Below are 15,897 nucleotides of genomic sequence, written 5' to 3' on the forward strand. Positions count from 1 at the left end.
TTAAATTTCATAATTTTCTTCATATTCTAAAGGCGCAAGATAATCAAGGGCAGAGTGCGCACGAATTCGATTATAAAACACCTCAATATATTCTATAATCGAAGATTTTGCTTCTTTTCTGGTAATAAAATTGCAGCGATGCACTAATTCTTTTTTCAAAGTGGAAAAAAATGTTTCTGTAATGGAATTTTCATAGCAGCTATTACTCATACTTTGATGAAAATTATTTAATTTTAAATAATTTCTAACTTCTTTGCTTGAGTACTGTGATCCTTTGTCACTATGAAAAATAATTCCTTTTGGAAAATGAGATCTTTTTTTGTATGCCATGTTCAATGAATTCAAAACAATTTCTCTTTTTAAATTATCTTGTATACTCCAACCAATTATTGCTCTTGAAAAAGTATCCAATATTATACACAAATAAACCCAGCCCTCTTTCGTTGAAATATAAGTTATATCGCTAGTCCAAAGTTGATTTGGCTTGTAGGAGGTAAAGTCGCCTGAAATTAAATTCGGAAAATGTATTGCTTGTCTATCAACCTTTGTTGTTGTTTTAAATTTGGGTTTGCCTACACCATTAATATTTAGTTTTTTCATAATTTTAGATACACGCTTTTTGCCGACTTTAATAAATGATTTTTTAAGAGTAGATAAAATGCGCCGCCTTCCATATGTACCCCTAGAAGAAGTATGTATTTTTTTTATTACTTCTTCTAGGCTATAATCAAGGTGATGATTTTTATCTTTACACTCAAGCCATTTATAAAATCCACTCCTAGAAACACACATCACTTTACAAAGTAAAAAGATGGAATAATTGTCCTTCTCCAGCAAAATAAACTCAAATTTTAATCGAGTTGCTTTGCGAAGAAGGTTGCCGCCTTTTTTAGGATTTCATTTTCCTTTTTTAAAAGATCGTTTTCTCGCTGCAGTTTTCTCAATTCGTCGGGGTTTTTCATTAAATTTGAATTATCCTTTTCACTATTAGATCGCTTCCAGCTATTCAAAGTGGGGTAGGAAACCCCAAACTCCCTAGCTATCTGAGCCATGCTTTTAGGACTATTTTCTAAGACTTCAAGGACTTGATTTTTAAACTCAAGAGAATATTGACTTTTAACTGATTTCTTCTTTACCATTGGACAACCCTTCTATATGAACGCCTAAGTTCATAGCATATTGTCCACTAAAAGGAATCACTTTAGAAGGAGTATGGAGTTGAATCATATTATGATTATTATATATCAGAACTACTTTCTGCTCATGCTATGAGAGAATCTTATATTTCAAGAGAAGAAATTGCATTGTATATAGCATTTCATCTTCACTTCTTGAGAGAATTTAAAAAACTTGGAAAAGAGCAAGAGCTGACAAATATATATAGTTTATCAGAAAAAGTATCAAAAGATTTAATAATTAAAATTAGAGATTCATCATATGCAAAAATTGTTGAAAAAATAGATTTAGATAAGAATATCAGTTTATATAAACTTGGAAGAACTGAGTTTATGAAATTATTTTTTAAGAGGTTTGATAAGCACAGTAATTTAATAACTGGAAGTAACGATATTATAAGAGTTTATATTCCCATTGAAGATGGAGGAGTTTATACTTCTGAGTCATCCTATGTTGATGTGGCGATTAAAAGAACTGATTTACCAATCGGATTTTTAAGAATTGGATTTGATTACTTCTTAGTTAATAATAATGAGCATCTGCACTATCAAATTGGCTTACGTTCAAAAAAGAGAATGAAAGAATGGCTAGGTTTTGATAATGATATTGATTTTAAGAAGATTGAAGAGGATGGTTGGGACTTGGCTATTATTCCTTAATTTCAAGCTCATAATGAGATCAATAATTGGAAATGCAGTGATTTTTTAAAGACAATGGAGAAAAAATGGTAAAATCTGTAGCAGAACTTAAAAATATGCTCAATGAGATTCATAAAGAAGAAAAAACAATATATTTTGATGAAGGTGAAGAATTAGTTAAAATAGATATTTATGATAATATTTTGAATTATAAATTTGGTAATGCTTATCAATTAAAGGATGTTGAAGAATTAATCCATACATCAAAAGCTAAACTAAACCTTACATTTGATTATCAGGGTATTTTAGAAGAAACGATTGAATTTTTTCATCTAAAATACGGTTGGATTGTTAACGGATTTTTTCATTATAATTATGAAATCTGTAATAAATACGGAAATCCTGTATTAAAAAATATCTTAGAACATAATTTATATCTAATTTATCCTTCTAAGGTATTTACTTCGATCCATAATTTATGGAAATTAATAGAGAATGACTCTATCAGTATCGATCAAGCGCAATTACTCATGAATGAAATAGGGCATTGGATTGACGAAACGAATAAAGTGGCTTCAAAAAATATTGTATTATTAACTGATGGAAGTGTTCCGTTTAAAAATTAAGTTGGCTTTAGTTAAATAAAAATTATTTCACCCAGTTTTCACTTTTAAGTCGAGGTATTCTTTTGAAATCCTTAATATTATCTGTGATCACTTTAAAGTTATGTAACCTTGCAATGGCTGATATCATAATATCAATTTGACCAGGAGGTTGAATTTTTTTATCTTTCATTTCTGCATGGATTTTTGCAAACTCTTGAGCAGCATAATAATCAAATGATAAAACAGGAAAATCTCCAAATAAATCCTGGTATAATTTAATTTCGTTTTGTCTGTTTTTACCTTTTGGTAAAGAATATGTCCCTTGAAGAAACTCAGCTACAGACGGTGCACATAATCTAATTTTATCTTTATCTTTTAATATTCTTTTTTCGATGGAAATCATTCCAGAGGCAGCAAAAATCATAGTGGAAGTATCAAGGAGAAGCATTTTTAGCTGCTCCGTTTGGCTGAGTTTGCAACTTTAGCATGTCTAATTTTCTTTCCCTCTGATACAAGCTTTCGTTTGGAATCTGATGTTATCATACCAAGTTTAAAGAAGTGTTCCGCAACAGATTTATTACCTCTCCATCCAAGCTCTTCCACAGCTTCTTCAAATTTAGCTTCATCTGTGCTTCTATTTTTTTTGTTTTTTGTTGTCATTCTAATTTTCCTTTTGATTGCTGTTCAAAAAGTGCATTTAACAGTATTTCTGCTGGGCCTCTAGGAGTTCGCTTACCTTGCGCCCAATTTCTAATGGTTCTCGGTTCGACTCCAAGTTTTTGAGCAAGTTTAGTAACGCTACCTATTCGTCTAGCAAGGTCACCAATTGGCCCTTCTAATTGAATTTCAGGACCTTTTTTACTCATAAGAGCCTCCATTCTGCTTGTTAGACCTTTCGGGTACAATGTTCCCTATATCAAGTTAATAATTTGTAAGAAAAAAGTCAATGTCTAAAGTGAGTGAAGAGGTGCTCAATCTGACGAATATTTAAGATTAATATTATCAATATCTTATGAAAAGAATATCTTCCTCAAATTTTTTTTGTTTTCTATATCTATCAAGGATTTCTATTACTTTGACCATGGCTCATTGCTGGATTAATTATTGAGAAAAATAAATAGCCCCTTGTAAGAAAATTTAAACTTTCTTTGAACCCCTGAATTTAAACAGGCAGTTCAGAACTTTTTAAATTCTTTATAAGTGAGTGCCTATGCTTATAAAAGAATCAGTAGTTAATTTTTTAATGGAAAAGGGATTTTCAACATGGATATACACAATCACGGCAGCACCACAGTTTATCAAATTGTAATTGTCAACGGAGGCACCAATAACAGTACGGAGGTTTTTAACGAAAAAGAAGAACATACATTTTTTAAAATGATAAAGAAGGTGTTTGAATATTTAAAGAAAACTAAGACATTTTTCTCTAAATAGGCTCTTTGAGCCGGAAGCTGCAACCGCACGTCTTTTCTTCTGAGAAGTTCGCATTTTTAAATTGAGGTAAGAATTTAAGATGTTCTTTACTTTCAAGTATATCATTGAGAAATGATGTCTGGTAATAGTTGCGGGCTCAAATGGCCTTTCTAAATCAATGAGTAATAAATTATCAGTGCAAGGGTAAAAAAATAATAATATCACTTGATTATTACGCTATCTTAGTGTATATTTGAGGATTATGTCATAAAGTACCGGTCATCTACTTTATGTAACATTTGTAAGATATTCAGTTTTTGAGAAGTGTGCTCAGCAAAGCACTCAAAACAGTCTAGTTTCTCACTATAAACGGACTGTATCTCAGCTAAATATCAAAATCAATTGGTTTTCTGAAATAATTCAGAATTACCTGTCAAAATAACACATTAAGAGGATATTAAGTATGAGTAATACAAAAATAAAAGCGGATATTTCTAACATATCAACAAATTTGGATGAACTAAAAAAACAATCAGTCTCATTAAACAGCTTAAAATTTGGTGAAGAAAAGCTAACTGCAGTTTTAATAAAAATACAAGAAGCGGATGAAAATGTTGTGATAGGTGCTGTCTCTTGGCGCAATGAAAATGAGAGTTTTGATTATACAGTTAGTTCTAACGGAGAAGTTGCAGTAAACCCTCATCAAAATGAGGATGATGATAGCAATTATGAAGATATTGTTAAAATATTAATCCAAAATTGTTTGAAAAAAACTACTGAAGAATTAGAAGAATTAGAATTAAATAAAGATAAAAAAGTAAGAAATGGAAAGAATAATCCAAAACCATTGCTAAAATCTTTTGAATGTCAAAAAGAAACAAACAGAAATCTTTCTGAGAATAGTATTTTACGCTTAGATCAGGCAGTTCAAAGATTTGTTTTTCCTAAGGAGTTTGTTGATTTTATTAAAGCAAATAGTGTGTATGGAATTCAATGTCATGGTGGAGCAAAGTAGATGATTTCTTATTAGGTTTAAAGATTCAATAACATAGTGCGAAATTCTTTTCTTTGTTCTTCTGTTCTAAGTATACTTACTCTAGAAGAGAGTTTCCCACATTTGCAACGAGAATATTTTAAACCTACCCAATTATCAGAAACAAAAGGAACAGCCTCGTTTCTAATTTCGCCACAGGTACAGGTTTTAGGATAACTATTTTTTAATAATGGGTAAATTTTAAGCCATTTTTTTATAGATATATCAGGAAACCACATACTTAATTTCTCCCAAAATAAAACATCAAACAACTATTGAAAAGTTTACTTTTAGTCAAGAACTATTGAATCGGTATGTTTAAAGCATATCATAAAAATTGAATATGAGAAGTCATCTGCTAAGATCCATTAGCAGACGAGTCTTTGCTTTCGATGGTGTGACGCTCTTTTTCTTAAGGTCACTTTGTCTTGTGTTTTTAAGGTGGCAAGATAAGACTCTCTTTTTAGGATCAAGACTAAAACTCGTCTGCTAATCGGAAAGGGCTCTTTATGGAAAAAGTTTGGGACGATTTTAATCACTGGACAGAGTTTCTTGAAGCAAAGGATCTGAGTGAGGCGAGCCTGCGCGAATACAAAAGGGACGTCAGACAATTTCTTGAGTGGCTTAAAGGAAGTGGTGGTGGTTACTCTTCTGCCAAAAACATCGGCATGTGTTGGCAACAATCTAAAACCGCAGAAATATGACAATGAAACTGCGGTTTTTAATATATGAAACTTACTTTTTAAGAGACTTTAATCTTTCTTCCTTTTCTTTTTTTCTATCAGTAAATCTTTTTCCTCGATAAGTTTCTGCCTCGATTTGAATCACCTCGCAGCGTTCAATTATTCTATCAATAAGTGCATTGACAGAAGCAGCATTAGGGAAAAGTTGAGACCATTCCCCAAATGGCCTATTTGTTGTAATAATTGTTGATTTATTACGTGAACGTTTCTGTATTAATTGGAATAAAATATCTGCATGTCTCGTATTATAAGAAAGGTAGCCAACTTCATCAATGGCGAGTAAGTCAGGTTTCGCATATTTTTCAAGTTTTAATCTGATTGGACCTCGTAATTCTTCTGAAAGTAAATCATCTAGCATGTCAGCGGCTTCTACGAAAACGGAACTATAGCCAGAACATGCCGCCAAATGCACAATATTTTTTGCAATAGTGGTCTTTCCAACGCCGCTCGAACCGATTAAAACTATATTTGTATGTTCTTTTATAAATTTTAAATTGCACAGCTCAAGAATTGTCTCTTTATCTATTTTTTTAGGCCAATTCCAATCAAAATCATTTAGAAGATCAAATCCTCCATACTTTTTTAACCGTGTGCTTTTAATTGCAGTGTTTAATTTTCTTTCATTTCTTTCTGATATCTCCCAATCAAGAAATGTTTTTGCTGCAGATAATAAGTTTTTATTGGTATTAATATCGCCAATATTTGCGAGCATTCCATGAAAGCGATACAATTTCATATATTTTTCTAAATCATTTAACATTTTTTTATTCCTGCAATTTTATCGTAATGGCTTGGTTCATGATGATTTACAACTAAATTTGAATATTTTCCTGAGTCTATTTCAGCGTATGGAGTATTCTTTTGACTTGATTGAGCTTCTAGTCGATTTAATGAAAAATATAAGTTTTTTAATCTTGGGCATTCATGAACAATAACTTCTTGAATTGCTTCTGTGAGTAATTCTTTTCCATAAATATTTAATATTTTAGTAAGGCTAGCAATAATTCCACCTGTGTTTTCTCCTCTATTTACAAGTATTTCTATGAAGTATTCCGCGTCGGGGACAAGTGTAGTTATTCGATGAAGAGCAGAACCTTTAATCGCTCTTTTTTTATGCTTTAAAATATCACTGATATGATCTGAATTTTCAATAACTTCTTGTTTACTATAACTACGCAAATGTTCAGCGACTTTATTAATCCCATCAAAAATTTCAACTGAATTTTCACTTGCACATAATTCAAGTTTCCTCATTACATATTTTGCAGGAACACTATAATCATTTAAATCATAGCGGCCATATGGTGTTTTTCCGATTGAAATAACTCTTCTATCATAGGAAAAATAAGGATTTTTCGGTAAAGGTATGAGCTTTGTTTTCTCTTCCTCAAAAGCTTCGAATATTTTTATTCTATTATCTGTTTGCCATTTCCTTTGTGGAGACTCATGTAAACACCAATTTATTGCTTCTTTATTTAACTTTTCAATATTTTCAAATTCTCGGCCAGAAAAAAAATTGTTTCTGATATATTGTATACTTCTTTCAACTTTCCCTTTCTCATTGCCTTTCCTAACGCCAACAGCTTGTGGTTCAAAACAATAATGTTTGCTTAATGATAGAAATTGTTCATTATAATTTATAAATGAAGAAACTCTATTCCTTACTCCAGAGCGTAAATTATCAAGCAAAATACGCTTAGGTACACCATTAAAAAATTCAAATGCCTCTACAAATCCTTGCAAAAACTCCCTCATTCCTTGGGAATAAAAAAATCTTAAATATATCATTCTGGAATGAGATAATGTTAATACAAACGCTGACAATCTTCTTTCTGCTTTTCCAACGGATATTTTACCAAAGTCTGCCCAATCTACTTGACCTTCTTCTCCTGCAAAGGTTTTTAATTTTAAAAATGCTTCCTGTTGTTTTTTAGGTCGTAATGTTGAAACTTTCATTCTGACAAGGCCACTGCTTAAGCCAGGATATCCTCGCTCTTTTATCATCTGATAAATACGGCTAGCTGTAATTAAAGGATATCTCTCAAGAGTTTCTTGAATAAATTCTTCATATTTATCTAAGATCGATCCTGTTTTATTGCGAGATCTTCTCTTATCATAAGAGTTATAATTAATTAATACCCGCTTTATCGATGTATGATGTCTTTTTAAATAGGTTGCAATTGTTCCTACTCTCCATTTTTCTATATTATAAAGTCGCAATATTTCAGCTTCTTCTTTAGAAGAAATCATCATATTTTTCCTTTTTTTTGGAGGTAAATTTTGAATTATCACGGCCATCTTTGTCTGTGATAACGCAATGGTAGAGTTGTATCATATGAGAAAAAATTGCATTCTTGAGAACAAAATGAGCAATATATTCTTCTTTTTCCTCCTCGCTCGGCCTGAAATCGGAAAAAAGTATTTTTTTCCTTATGAATTTTATGAGGATCTTCACTCAAATCTCCTTTCGAAATATTTTCCGCAATGTTTTTGCATGTGACAACGACTGTCACATTTTCATTTATTGCAGAAATACTAGGAAAAATTGTAGTACGATCACCCACGAATTTTAGTTCAGTTTGCTTTGAGATAGTAAGTTTTAATCTCAGTCGGCGCATTTTTTCTTGCCTCGCTCTTTGCATTTTTCCATGCGAGGTCATCCGATATTTTTTATTCGCTTTTTTATATCTGTTAATTTTAGCTGTTTTTTTACAATCTGGACAATATATATTTCCAAAATCACAGTCTAAACAAATAAGCACCTCTATTTTACAGAGTAGGCAAAAATATCTCCTATGTGGGGGAAGTTTGGCGTTGGCTTGAGTATCTTTATTTTTTGTCGAATAATTACTCATGTAGTAGTCCAAAAGCTTCATGCACAAGTCTTGTCGCTAAACTTTAGCTTGTGTGTGAGGCTTTCTTTATTTGTTCACAATAATTAAATTAAACTCTTCGATCATTCACACAATATTATTTAATTTAATACAATTGACTTTTTGACACTTAATACGCACTTTTTTCATTATTACGCGCTTTTAGATTGTTGCTGACAGGCATGAGCACCGCAAGGAACTATCGTGAGAATTTGATTGCAAAAAGTCATAAGGCTTCCACTATAAACCGCAGAATCCAAAGCATTGCGGCTTTTTTATCTTACCTTGATGTCACAGATAAGCAAAATCCCTTTCGTAACTTAAAGCAAATCCAAATTGTCCGTACAGCTCCTAAATCCATCGATCGCAATGAATCAAATAAAGTATTACGTTTTGCTGATAATTTAGAAGAAAAGGATCATGGTCTTTCCTTTGCCATTGTTTCGTTATTAAGGCATGCAGGGCTCAGAGCAAGTGAGCTTGTGGCACTTCGCGTTTCTGATATTGATATCAAAGAAAAAAGTGGGAAAGTTCTTGTAAGGAATGGGAAGGGGTTTAAGGAACGACTTGTTCCTTTAAACTTAGATGCAAGAGAGGGGTTAAAACCTTGGCTTGAAGCTAGAAAAGAAGTTTTAAAGAATATTGAGACACGCTTTTTAAATAAAGGAAAAGATGTTCCCGATTGGGTTTATTCAGATTTCCTATTTATTGGGCAAAGAGGGGTTTTAACTCCTCGTGGTGTTCATCATATCACTCAAAAGATCGGACTCCTTGCTAATTTAGATATCTGTCTTGGGCCTCATCGTTTAAGACATACTTTTGCACGGGCGGCTCTTGATCCTAATGGTTATTCATTAAATCGAGCTCCCGTTCCCTTACCAGCCCTTAAAAAGATGTTAGGACATTCTAGAATTGAAACCACTTCGATTTATGCTGAATTTACCCATGATGACCACGCCAGGTTTCTTGAGGAAAGGGAGAAGTAATACAGCGTATACAAAGTTTTAACACTTAACTCAAACCTTAAAATTTTTATTTATTTATCGTAATATCTATCATAGTCATCATCTCTTTCTACATTTATTTCGAATCCATCATAATTTATATCATAAAATTCACCAATATTTTCATTCTCATCTATGAGGCATAGCCCAAAAATCACTATTTTTCCATAATGAAATTCTTTATAATGAAAATCTTCAGTATATCCATTGAAGGAATATTCTTCACTGACGCAGCATTCCATTTTATTTGTATCTTTAAATAATCCAAACTCTTCAACATTGAAATTTTCGGTGGAAACATTTTCTACAGTAAAAGTTAAAAAATCCCCAATCTTATCTATAATACAATCGTTAATATATTCTTTGACATCATGAACGATTAATGATTCTCCGTCTTTTAAATCTTCATATAATTCTTGAAACAAGTCATAGTAATTGATTGGCTTTAATGTCTTTATATCTTGATCTTTTTTAACAAATTTATCTTTTTCCTTAAAAAAATCATTTATTGAATTTAAAAAAATGATATTATGCAAATTGCATTCATCTTTAAATTCTGGAATTTTTATATCAAAGTCGTTATGGTTTTCGGTAATAAAATAAATTTTATTATGTTCGTTTTTATACTTTATTGAAGTATATATAAGGGTCTCAATAATTAAACAGTCTTTAAATTCACATTTTTTATGAGACGGAGGCTTTTTTCTTATTGTTCGTTTTGCAGCTTTTTCTGTAATTTCACCCTCATATTTAATGATAATTTGAGTTTCTAATTTTCTAATCAAATCTTTAAATCTATTAGAGTAAATATCATTTGTGTTTTTTATAAATTCTTTATAAATATCACTTCGGCTAATAAAACGAGGTATTTTATTAGCCATTACTGTATTGTATTCTTTTATAGTAGTTGAAAATGATTCATTAATTTCGTCAATAATAATTTGTGGAACAACTATAAAACCCTTGTGTGTATTAAAGAGTTCACTAATGTGTTCAATATCGCTGGAACTATAGTGGTTTTTAAGTAAAATACATGAATCTAAAACAACTATAGGAATAATATTTTCGTTATTTAAATCCATTTATTTCCAGAGTCTTCAAATTTTAAATTATGAGAAAAATCATTAACTAAATCAATATATTTAAACGTTATTTTGCTTTTTCTGGTGTATTTGATGTTTTGGATTTGTCTACTTGTACTGTTTTTGTCATTCCTTTATCAGCAGCATCTTGATTAAAACTCTTGGTCATAATTTGAGATCCTTCAAGACTACCTTGAGGACGTTTTACATTCAATGGAGGAGCTGAAGTTATTTTGCTATCTGATTGTGATAAATTCTTTTTTTCAGTCATGCTAGATCCTATAATAAAAGTAAAAAAACTTAAAAATAGAAATACAATTGAAAATACACCAAATTTAACTATTCTGTCAATATTTTTAGAATGCTTGTTGTTACTCTGAATTTTTTCATTAGAATATTTGTATTTTAATTCTAAATAGTATTTATAATAATGCTCTCTATTTCTAAAGAATTTTTTATCATTTTCAGTTAATTTTCGATCTTCATCTTCAAGTGGAAAAATATGATTATATGATGCATATTCGGAATCATTTGATAAAAGTGATTTTAAAAAATTTCTTAGAAATAATATTATTGATATAATAAAAGAAGCAACGAAAATTGAAAAAATTCCGAAGAAAATATAAGTAATTATACTTTCTTGCTGAAAAATATTCGAAATGATATTTTGATCAGAATAACTTTTATAAGTTATTGTAAATACAGATATTATTACTGTTACAAATATTCCAACAATTTTGATTGTCATATCTTTGCGTGTATTTAAATATAATTCGTGCTCATTTGCATCTCTTTCAATTTTTTGAATCCATTCATTTTGGATATCTAAGATTTCTTTATCATAGTCATGAAAATCATATGAATACACTTCATTTGGTAAAGAGGTATCTGCTGATAACTCTTGTGAAAAGACTTTTTTTGGTTCAATAACTTGCATTTCTATATTTTTGCTATTCAAAGCACCTCCTTTGCTCAAAAACATCTCATAATCACAGAAGATAAGCGATAAATTATTTTGTAAAGCAATTTATTGAAAATAAAAATATTTGAAATTATTTATGGTATGGAAAATGAAAAATGGAGCAAGCATTAACTTTCCATTGCAAGGCACGTACGGATTTTTGATCAATACGTGAACTTTGCATGGTTGGGAACTGGGTATAGATAGAAATTTCTTTGCGACGGTGTGGTTTTAATTAGGCGCTTTTTTTGCTTTTAATTCTTCAATTTGGATCAAATATGCTTTTTCTTTTTCCGCTAATTTTGAAATGAATGTTTTATTTTCTTCATTTAGGGTATTGATCTTATCATTTAAATGCCTTTCTCTTTCTAGGCTTTCGCGCTCGTGAAGACTATGTTTGTCTAGATATTTAGTAATACTTATATTGTAATATTTTTAAGCAATTTTTTAAAGTGAATGTTTTGCTGTATTACATTTCCTATCTCATATAACTGGATACTTATTTATCTTCTTATTACAGCGAGAGTTTTGTATGTTAAGAGGAGTTATCTTGCTTGTTAGTGAGTAAAATATCCTGCTGGGGCAAATCGCCGTTCGGAGTGAGCGAAATATGCAATCGGAGGCGCTTTACTAAATATTGACTTTAGATAGGGTTCGGTACCCCTATTTAGAAGAGTTTATTTTAAAAATTTCTTCCATTATTTTTGGATCATTCCAAATTTCTTCGATTGTCAGGTTCTTTGGAAGAGTTGCAATATAAGATTCAATTTGTTTCTTTTCGTTTTCATCACTTATTATAAAATTTTCTTTTATTTTGTCTTTAATCCATTGAATATGATTTTTATCATTTTCAAAAAAATCGCTATTATCTTCTAATGCAACATTAATGTAATGACGTGCAATTTTTTCATTTAATTTAGTTCTAAAAATTGGTTTAATAGATGCGATTTTAGATTTAATAATAGAATCCAAATTGTCATTCTCATGATCTGCTTGAATTCTAATTGGTATTTTTATATCAATACATGCTATTCCAGTGGTTCTTAGTAATATATTATTTTCGTAATAATCATGATAAAAAAAACTATCATCATTTTGTTGGTCAAAAAGTTTTCTAAATTTACTAACAAATTCATTACTATTTACATCTCTTTCTTTTAAAACTTTACTTCGTGATTGTTTCTGAGTTTTGCTAAGTAACTCACATGTTATAGCATTTAAAGGTTTAATCGCGCAGATTTCAATAGCTCTTACTTTATTATGCGCTATTTTACAGTCCTGTGTAACTACACAAGCATACTGATATCGTTCAAAAAAATATGGATAAAACTTTTTTGAAAAGTCCAATCCAGAATATAGATTTAAATTATGATGAAATGCTGTAAGATGTTCGTTTAGTTTTTTGACATCCAAAAGATCTCCTGTGTATAAAACATTTTCATTCTTGTTATCATAAAATAAATTAGAAAGTTTTTGTTGTGGACTTGGTTCTTCACCATTTAAACTTTCAGCATATCTGATATAATCAATTATTTTTTCCTTATGAAATGAATGAAGGCTATCAATTGTATTGATAGCCTTTACAAGCGATTCAAAATTATTATCTAAATTCTTCACCTAAATCTTCCCTGTTTTAAAGTGTTTTCAATTATTTTAGTATCAATATTGGCACTGCGATTAGCTTCTCTCATCATAAGTGAAATAGTTGTAGCATTTGTAAGACTGTAAACGCTAGATTGGGCCTTAACAGATTCTTTCTTCAATTGAGATTCTGATAAATTGGTTTGTGCTTGTGTATTTTTTTTAGGCATTTAACTATCCCTCCCTCTACAGAAATAAAGCTTTACAGCTCATAATAGCACTAAGATCGGAAGATCTACATAAAAATGTTATAACATTCAATGCAAAAGAAAAATATCCGTCATGAATATAGCATGTGAAAATTACTATGTTCTATTTTCTTCTGTTTTAACATACTAAAATTGTTTAATTATTATTTTATCCGGTCGGATTGAGCAGAAACCACATCTATTTGGGGTATCAACCTGCTTAATAATTCACCATCAAGTATAAAATTTCCGCTTTATTTTACAGTCAATTCTTGCGAGGTAGAATATGAATCTGTTACGTGGTTAAACAATACAGGGGAGAATGATCCTTGTTTTAATAAATACACTAAAGCGTATGCTTTTGGAAAGGATTTGCTACCTAATGAAAAAATTGAATTTAAATCTGATAGATGCTGTGTAGGATATATCAAATGTGAGGTAGTTGGGAAAATAAAAGATTCAAGTTTTTCTCATAAGTTTCAAATTAGTACTTTTGGTAAAGGTCTTGGTTGCTTTAAACTAGCAGAACTTCATTTGCGCTAAACCTTGTAATATTATGTTATTCAAACACGATTTTAACATTTTTGCCCATGACTGTGGCTAATTCAGCAATGGAAAGCATGGTTAAATTGCAATCGCCTTTTACAATTTTAGACATTTGTCTTGGGTTTGAGTGCATTAAAAGCATGAATTCATTAAAGCCAATATTTTTTTTAGCCATGAATGCAGCGACTTCTTTTGAGATTGAATCTTGAAGTTTTTTAAGAATAGCAGCTTCTTTAGCGACTTCATGATCAATTTCATGCAGTTCTTTTTGAGTGAAATAATTTTTTCTGATTTCTCTCCAGTTGTTGCTATTTTTCATAAACTCTCCTTTAAATTTCTTGCCTTTTCTATATCCCTTTGTTGGGTAGACTTATCTCCTGCGACTAATAAAATAATGATTTTGTCATTTTTAAAGGTGTAATAAACACGGTAACCAGCTCCTTTAGCTTTAGCGCGTAACTCATAAATTCCCCCTCCTAAGTTTTTAGCGTGTGGCAATGCCAATTCGTACCCAAAAATCTCAAGCAAACCGAGTAATTTAGCAATTTCTTTTTGGTCAGGTTTTGCAAGTTTTGCGAACCAATCCTGTACGGGCTTTTTGCCTCTTTTATCCTCAAAAAACTCAATTTCCCACATCACAAGATCCTTTCGGCATAAATCTACTATACTTTAGTATAGTAGGCTGCCCATACTGAGTAGTCAATGGGAAATCAAATTGTCCTTAACAAAAATCCAATCGCCGTTTAATCCATGAGGCTATCGACTGAAAGCTTGAGGTCTTCAATCGAAGGGGTGATGTATTTTTGCGTTGTGGAAAGCGAAGAGTGACCTGCAAGAGTCGACACCTTTTCAATGGATTCCTTTTTATCAAGGAGAGTCTTGCAAAAAGTATGTCTTAAGCGGTGGGGGGTGATTTTGTTTTTGCTCCCAAGTCTTAATTCAGTGCTTAAAGAATAGAAAAGTTTCAAGATTCCATTTTCTGTGAGTCGCCCGCGTTTCCCATAAAATAGATATTCGTCCGAAGGTTTTCTTAAAGTCATGAGCTCTAACAGGGCTTTTCTTGCGGCCGCATTTAAGGGGACAAGTCGCATTTTTGCACCTTTGCCTTTTCGTACTTTTAAAAGTCCCTCATATCTTCCAAGCTCGATGTCTTCCCACTTGAGGTCCACAAGCTCTGATATGCGAAGTCCCGTATTATAGAGAAGGACAATGATCACTTCATCTCGCTTGACCCCATTTTTTTCCACAAGCCGAAATATGGAATTGAGCTCATTTCGCTTAAGCCAGCGTGGGGCAAGAGGTTGGGAGCTTGGAAGTTTTGGTGTGTCTGGAACAGGATTTTTTCTAAAACCTTCTTTTAGACACCAACTCAGAAAACGTCTCAATGTAATAAACTTTCTTTGGACAGTGGCAGGAGAAGATTGGCCTAAGAAATCTTTGTAACTTTTAAACTCAATGCTTGTGGCATCGATAAGCAAACTATAGAGTGGAGACGCTTCCTCAGGGAACTCATTTTCTTTTAAATGTTTTAAGTAATCTAATAGATCGAGTTTATACGCTTTTATAGTATGGGGAGATGCACCTTTTGTATGCAAGTTCTTTAGAAAGAGTTCTAAAATATTTTCTAACTTCATAGGTGAATGTCCTTCTAAAAATTATCCTGCCAATTTTCCCTGTGCTCGCGCGTGAGCTTAATTATTGTGCAGAATAAAATTGTTCCTTTGATTTCAAGGCGCAAAGAAACTTTTTTGTTTCTTTAGGCGTTGCAAAAGGTAACAGAAATTTTAGAGATTGGCAGGATAAGGAAACTTATCAGGAGTATCAAATTTTTACTCGTTTGCTTCATAAAGTGACATCTCTGTTTAGTTAAGTTTTTTGACCTAAAATTTTGCAAAAGTTCAAGTCAAAAATAATGCAGACTACTTTGAAAATTTTGAATTTCAATGTAGATTACATTGTACGTAAGATTTACGTTTTTTAGAAAGTGACATTAT

Annotated in this window: 22 protein-coding genes; 6 read left to right on the forward strand and 16 right to left on the reverse strand. The window is 31.3% G+C overall.

Annotated features, from left to right (window positions below; all coding sequences use genetic code 11):
- Together EZS29_RS15310 and EZS29_RS15315 are read right to left on the reverse strand one after the other, a co-directional pair.
- A complete protein-coding gene (locus EZS29_RS15310) occupies positions 1 to 837 on the reverse strand; it encodes an IS3 family transposase (RefSeq protein ID WP_130613121.1) in 837 nt (278 codons plus the stop codon).
- A gap of 14 nt (positions 838 to 851) precedes the next feature.
- A complete protein-coding gene (locus EZS29_RS15315; protein ID WP_130613124.1) occupies positions 852 to 1,139 on the reverse strand; it encodes a transposase in 288 nt (95 codons plus the stop codon).
- Positions 1,140 to 1,304: 165 nt separating this feature from the next.
- Here EZS29_RS15315 and EZS29_RS15320 point away from each other — a divergent pair, with 165 nt between their 5' ends.
- Positions 1,305 to 1,835: a hypothetical protein gene (locus EZS29_RS15320; protein ID WP_130613127.1), complete on the forward strand. Its 531-nt coding sequence runs from the start codon at positions 1,305 to 1,307 to the stop codon at positions 1,833 to 1,835.
- A 65-nt stretch (positions 1,836 to 1,900) separates the two neighbouring features.
- Positions 1,901 to 2,440, forward strand: a complete 540-nt coding sequence (locus tag EZS29_RS15325; protein WP_130613131.1) for a hypothetical protein — start codon at positions 1,901 to 1,903, stop codon at positions 2,438 to 2,440.
- A 22-nt stretch (positions 2,441 to 2,462) separates the two neighbouring features.
- On the opposite strand, the gene EZS29_RS15330 is transcribed toward EZS29_RS15325, so the two are convergent.
- From EZS29_RS15330 to EZS29_RS15340, 3 genes are read right to left on the reverse strand one after another with little or no spacing between them, the layout of a single operon-like run.
- Entirely contained in the window at positions 2,463 to 2,867 is a 405-nt protein-coding gene (locus EZS29_RS15330) for a type II toxin-antitoxin system VapC family toxin (protein ID WP_130613134.1), read from the reverse strand.
- Positions 2,868 to 2,869: 2 nt separating this feature from the next.
- Positions 2,870 to 3,079, reverse strand: coding sequence for a hypothetical protein (locus EZS29_RS15335; protein WP_130613139.1), 210 nt, complete (start codon positions 3,077 to 3,079; stop codon positions 2,870 to 2,872).
- Positions 3,076 to 3,285: a helix-turn-helix domain-containing protein gene (locus tag EZS29_RS15340; RefSeq protein ID WP_281276340.1), complete on the reverse strand. Its 210-nt coding sequence runs from the start codon at positions 3,283 to 3,285 to the stop codon at positions 3,076 to 3,078. Before EZS29_RS15340 ends, EZS29_RS15335 begins: the two co-directional genes overlap by 4 nt.
- A 1,010-nt stretch (positions 3,286 to 4,295) precedes the next feature.
- Between EZS29_RS15340 and EZS29_RS15345 the strand changes: the two genes are divergently transcribed.
- Positions 4,296 to 4,847 (forward strand): hypothetical protein, encoded by a 552-nt coding sequence (locus EZS29_RS15345; RefSeq protein WP_130613142.1) that lies wholly within the window; start codon positions 4,296 to 4,298, stop codon positions 4,845 to 4,847.
- Between the two features lie 17 nt (positions 4,848 to 4,864).
- Here the strand turns inward: EZS29_RS15345 and EZS29_RS15350 are convergent, their stop codons facing one another.
- Positions 4,865 to 5,104, reverse strand: a complete 240-nt coding sequence (locus tag EZS29_RS15350) for a hypothetical protein (protein WP_130613145.1) — start codon at positions 5,102 to 5,104, stop codon at positions 4,865 to 4,867.
- Positions 5,105 to 5,374: 270 nt separating this feature from the next.
- Here EZS29_RS15350 and EZS29_RS15355 point away from each other — a divergent pair, with 270 nt between their 5' ends.
- Entirely contained in the window at positions 5,375 to 5,569 is a 195-nt protein-coding gene (locus EZS29_RS15355) for a site-specific integrase (RefSeq protein ID WP_130613148.1), read from the forward strand.
- 31 nt (positions 5,570 to 5,600) lie between these two features.
- Here the strand turns inward: EZS29_RS15355 and EZS29_RS15360 are convergent, their stop codons facing one another.
- From EZS29_RS15360 to EZS29_RS15370, 3 genes are read right to left on the reverse strand one after another with little or no spacing between them, the layout of a single operon-like run.
- On the reverse strand, positions 5,601 to 6,368 hold the full coding sequence (locus tag EZS29_RS15360; protein ID WP_130613151.1) for an ATP-binding protein: 768 nt from the start codon (positions 6,366 to 6,368) through the stop codon (positions 5,601 to 5,603).
- Positions 6,362 to 7,858, reverse strand: a complete 1,497-nt coding sequence (istA, locus tag EZS29_RS15365) for an IS21 family transposase (protein WP_172604004.1) — start codon at positions 7,856 to 7,858, stop codon at positions 6,362 to 6,364. Before istA ends, EZS29_RS15360 begins: the two co-directional genes overlap by 7 nt.
- A 38-nt stretch (positions 7,859 to 7,896) precedes the next feature.
- Positions 7,897 to 8,463 carry a hypothetical protein gene (locus EZS29_RS15370; RefSeq protein WP_130613158.1) on the reverse strand — a complete coding sequence of 189 codons (567 nt, stop codon included), beginning with the start codon at positions 8,461 to 8,463 and terminating at the stop codon, positions 7,897 to 7,899.
- Between the two features lie 200 nt (positions 8,464 to 8,663).
- Here EZS29_RS15370 and EZS29_RS15375 point away from each other — a divergent pair, with 200 nt between their 5' ends.
- Complete coding sequence (locus EZS29_RS15375) at positions 8,664 to 9,467, forward strand: tyrosine-type recombinase/integrase (protein WP_130613161.1); 804 nt, start codon at positions 8,664 to 8,666, stop codon at positions 9,465 to 9,467.
- Between the two features lie 50 nt (positions 9,468 to 9,517).
- Here EZS29_RS15375 and EZS29_RS15380 read toward each other — a convergent pair whose 3' ends face one another.
- The 4 genes from EZS29_RS15380 to EZS29_RS15395 all read right to left on the reverse strand — a co-directional run bounded on the left by EZS29_RS15380 (position 9,518) and on the right by EZS29_RS15395 (position 13,339).
- Entirely contained in the window at positions 9,518 to 10,567 is a 1,050-nt protein-coding gene (locus EZS29_RS15380) for a PIN domain-containing protein (RefSeq protein ID WP_130613164.1), read from the reverse strand.
- A gap of 67 nt (positions 10,568 to 10,634) precedes the next feature.
- Positions 10,635 to 11,525 carry a hypothetical protein gene (locus EZS29_RS15385; RefSeq protein ID WP_130613167.1) on the reverse strand — a complete coding sequence of 297 codons (891 nt, stop codon included), beginning with the start codon at positions 11,523 to 11,525 and terminating at the stop codon, positions 10,635 to 10,637.
- A 666-nt stretch (positions 11,526 to 12,191) separates the two neighbouring features.
- Positions 12,192 to 13,145 carry a hypothetical protein gene (locus EZS29_RS15390; protein ID WP_130613170.1) on the reverse strand — a complete coding sequence of 318 codons (954 nt, stop codon included), beginning with the start codon at positions 13,143 to 13,145 and terminating at the stop codon, positions 12,192 to 12,194.
- Positions 13,142 to 13,339, reverse strand: coding sequence for a hypothetical protein (locus EZS29_RS15395; protein ID WP_130613173.1), 198 nt, complete (start codon positions 13,337 to 13,339; stop codon positions 13,142 to 13,144). Before EZS29_RS15395 ends, EZS29_RS15390 begins: the two co-directional genes overlap by 4 nt.
- Positions 13,340 to 13,729: 390 nt before the next feature.
- Here EZS29_RS15395 and EZS29_RS16045 point away from each other — a divergent pair, with 390 nt between their 5' ends.
- A complete protein-coding gene (locus EZS29_RS16045) occupies positions 13,730 to 13,900 on the forward strand; it encodes a hypothetical protein (protein WP_172604006.1) in 171 nt (56 codons plus the stop codon).
- Between the two features lie 16 nt (positions 13,901 to 13,916).
- Here the strand turns inward: EZS29_RS16045 and EZS29_RS15400 are convergent, their stop codons facing one another.
- From EZS29_RS15400 to EZS29_RS15410, 3 genes are all read right to left on the reverse strand, one after another.
- Complete coding sequence (locus EZS29_RS15400; RefSeq protein WP_130613176.1) at positions 13,917 to 14,222, reverse strand: hypothetical protein; 306 nt, start codon at positions 14,220 to 14,222, stop codon at positions 13,917 to 13,919.
- A complete protein-coding gene (locus EZS29_RS15405) occupies positions 14,219 to 14,539 on the reverse strand; it encodes a type II toxin-antitoxin system RelE/ParE family toxin (RefSeq protein ID WP_130613179.1) in 321 nt (106 codons plus the stop codon). Before EZS29_RS15405 ends, EZS29_RS15400 begins: the two co-directional genes overlap by 4 nt.
- 107 nt (positions 14,540 to 14,646) lie before the next feature.
- The gene (locus EZS29_RS15410) at positions 14,647 to 15,537 is read right to left on the reverse strand and encodes a tyrosine-type recombinase/integrase (RefSeq protein WP_130613182.1); all 891 of its coding nucleotides are present in this window, start codon (positions 15,535 to 15,537) and stop codon (positions 14,647 to 14,649) included.
- Positions 15,538 to 15,897 lie beyond the last annotated feature (360 nt).

The sequence above is a fragment of the Fluviispira sanaruensis genome (assembly GCF_004295685.1).
Lineage (GTDB): Bacteria > Bdellovibrionota_B > Oligoflexia > Silvanigrellales > Silvanigrellaceae > Silvanigrella > Silvanigrella sanaruensis.

Bases quoted from the DNA above. Each gene is read 5' to 3' on its own strand.
- EZS29_RS15315 (WP_130613124.1), bottom strand. From the start codon at position 1,139: ATGGTAAAGAAGAAATCAGTTAAAAGTCAATATTCTCTTGAGTTTAAA.
- EZS29_RS15325 (WP_130613131.1), top strand. From the start codon at position 1,901: ATGGTAAAATCTGTAGCAGAACTTAAAAATATGCTCAATGAGATTCAT.
- EZS29_RS15330 (WP_130613134.1), bottom strand. From the start codon at position 2,867: ATGCTTCTCCTTGATACTTCCACTATGATTTTTGCTGCCTCTGGAATG.
- EZS29_RS15335 (WP_130613139.1), bottom strand. From the start codon at position 3,079: ATGACAACAAAAAACAAAAAAAATAGAAGCACAGATGAAGCTAAATTT.
- EZS29_RS15340 (WP_281276340.1), bottom strand. From the start codon at position 3,285: ATGAGTAAAAAAGGTCCTGAAATTCAATTAGAAGGGCCAATTGGTGAC.
- EZS29_RS15345 (WP_130613142.1), top strand. From the start codon at position 4,296: ATGAGTAATACAAAAATAAAAGCGGATATTTCTAACATATCAACAAAT.
- EZS29_RS15350 (WP_130613145.1), bottom strand. From the start codon at position 5,104: ATGTGGTTTCCTGATATATCTATAAAAAAATGGCTTAAAATTTACCCA.
- EZS29_RS15355 (WP_130613148.1), top strand. From the start codon at position 5,375: ATGGAAAAAGTTTGGGACGATTTTAATCACTGGACAGAGTTTCTTGAA.
- EZS29_RS15360 (WP_130613151.1), bottom strand. From the start codon at position 6,368: ATGTTAAATGATTTAGAAAAATATATGAAATTGTATCGCTTTCATGGA.
- istA (WP_172604004.1), bottom strand. From the start codon at position 7,858: ATGATTTCTTCTAAAGAAGAAGCTGAAATATTGCGACTTTATAATATA.
- EZS29_RS15370 (WP_130613158.1), bottom strand. From the start codon at position 8,463: ATGAGTAATTATTCGACAAAAAATAAAGATACTCAAGCCAACGCCAAA.
- EZS29_RS15375 (WP_130613161.1), top strand. From the start codon at position 8,664: ATGAGCACCGCAAGGAACTATCGTGAGAATTTGATTGCAAAAAGTCAT.
- EZS29_RS15380 (WP_130613164.1), bottom strand. From the start codon at position 10,567: ATGGATTTAAATAACGAAAATATTATTCCTATAGTTGTTTTAGATTCA.
- EZS29_RS15395 (WP_130613173.1), bottom strand. From the start codon at position 13,339: ATGCCTAAAAAAAATACACAAGCACAAACCAATTTATCAGAATCTCAA.
- EZS29_RS15400 (WP_130613176.1), bottom strand. From the start codon at position 14,222: ATGAAAAATAGCAACAACTGGAGAGAAATCAGAAAAAATTATTTCACT.
- EZS29_RS15405 (WP_130613179.1), bottom strand. From the start codon at position 14,539: ATGTGGGAAATTGAGTTTTTTGAGGATAAAAGAGGCAAAAAGCCCGTA.
- EZS29_RS15410 (WP_130613182.1), bottom strand. From the start codon at position 15,537: ATGAAGTTAGAAAATATTTTAGAACTCTTTCTAAAGAACTTGCATACA.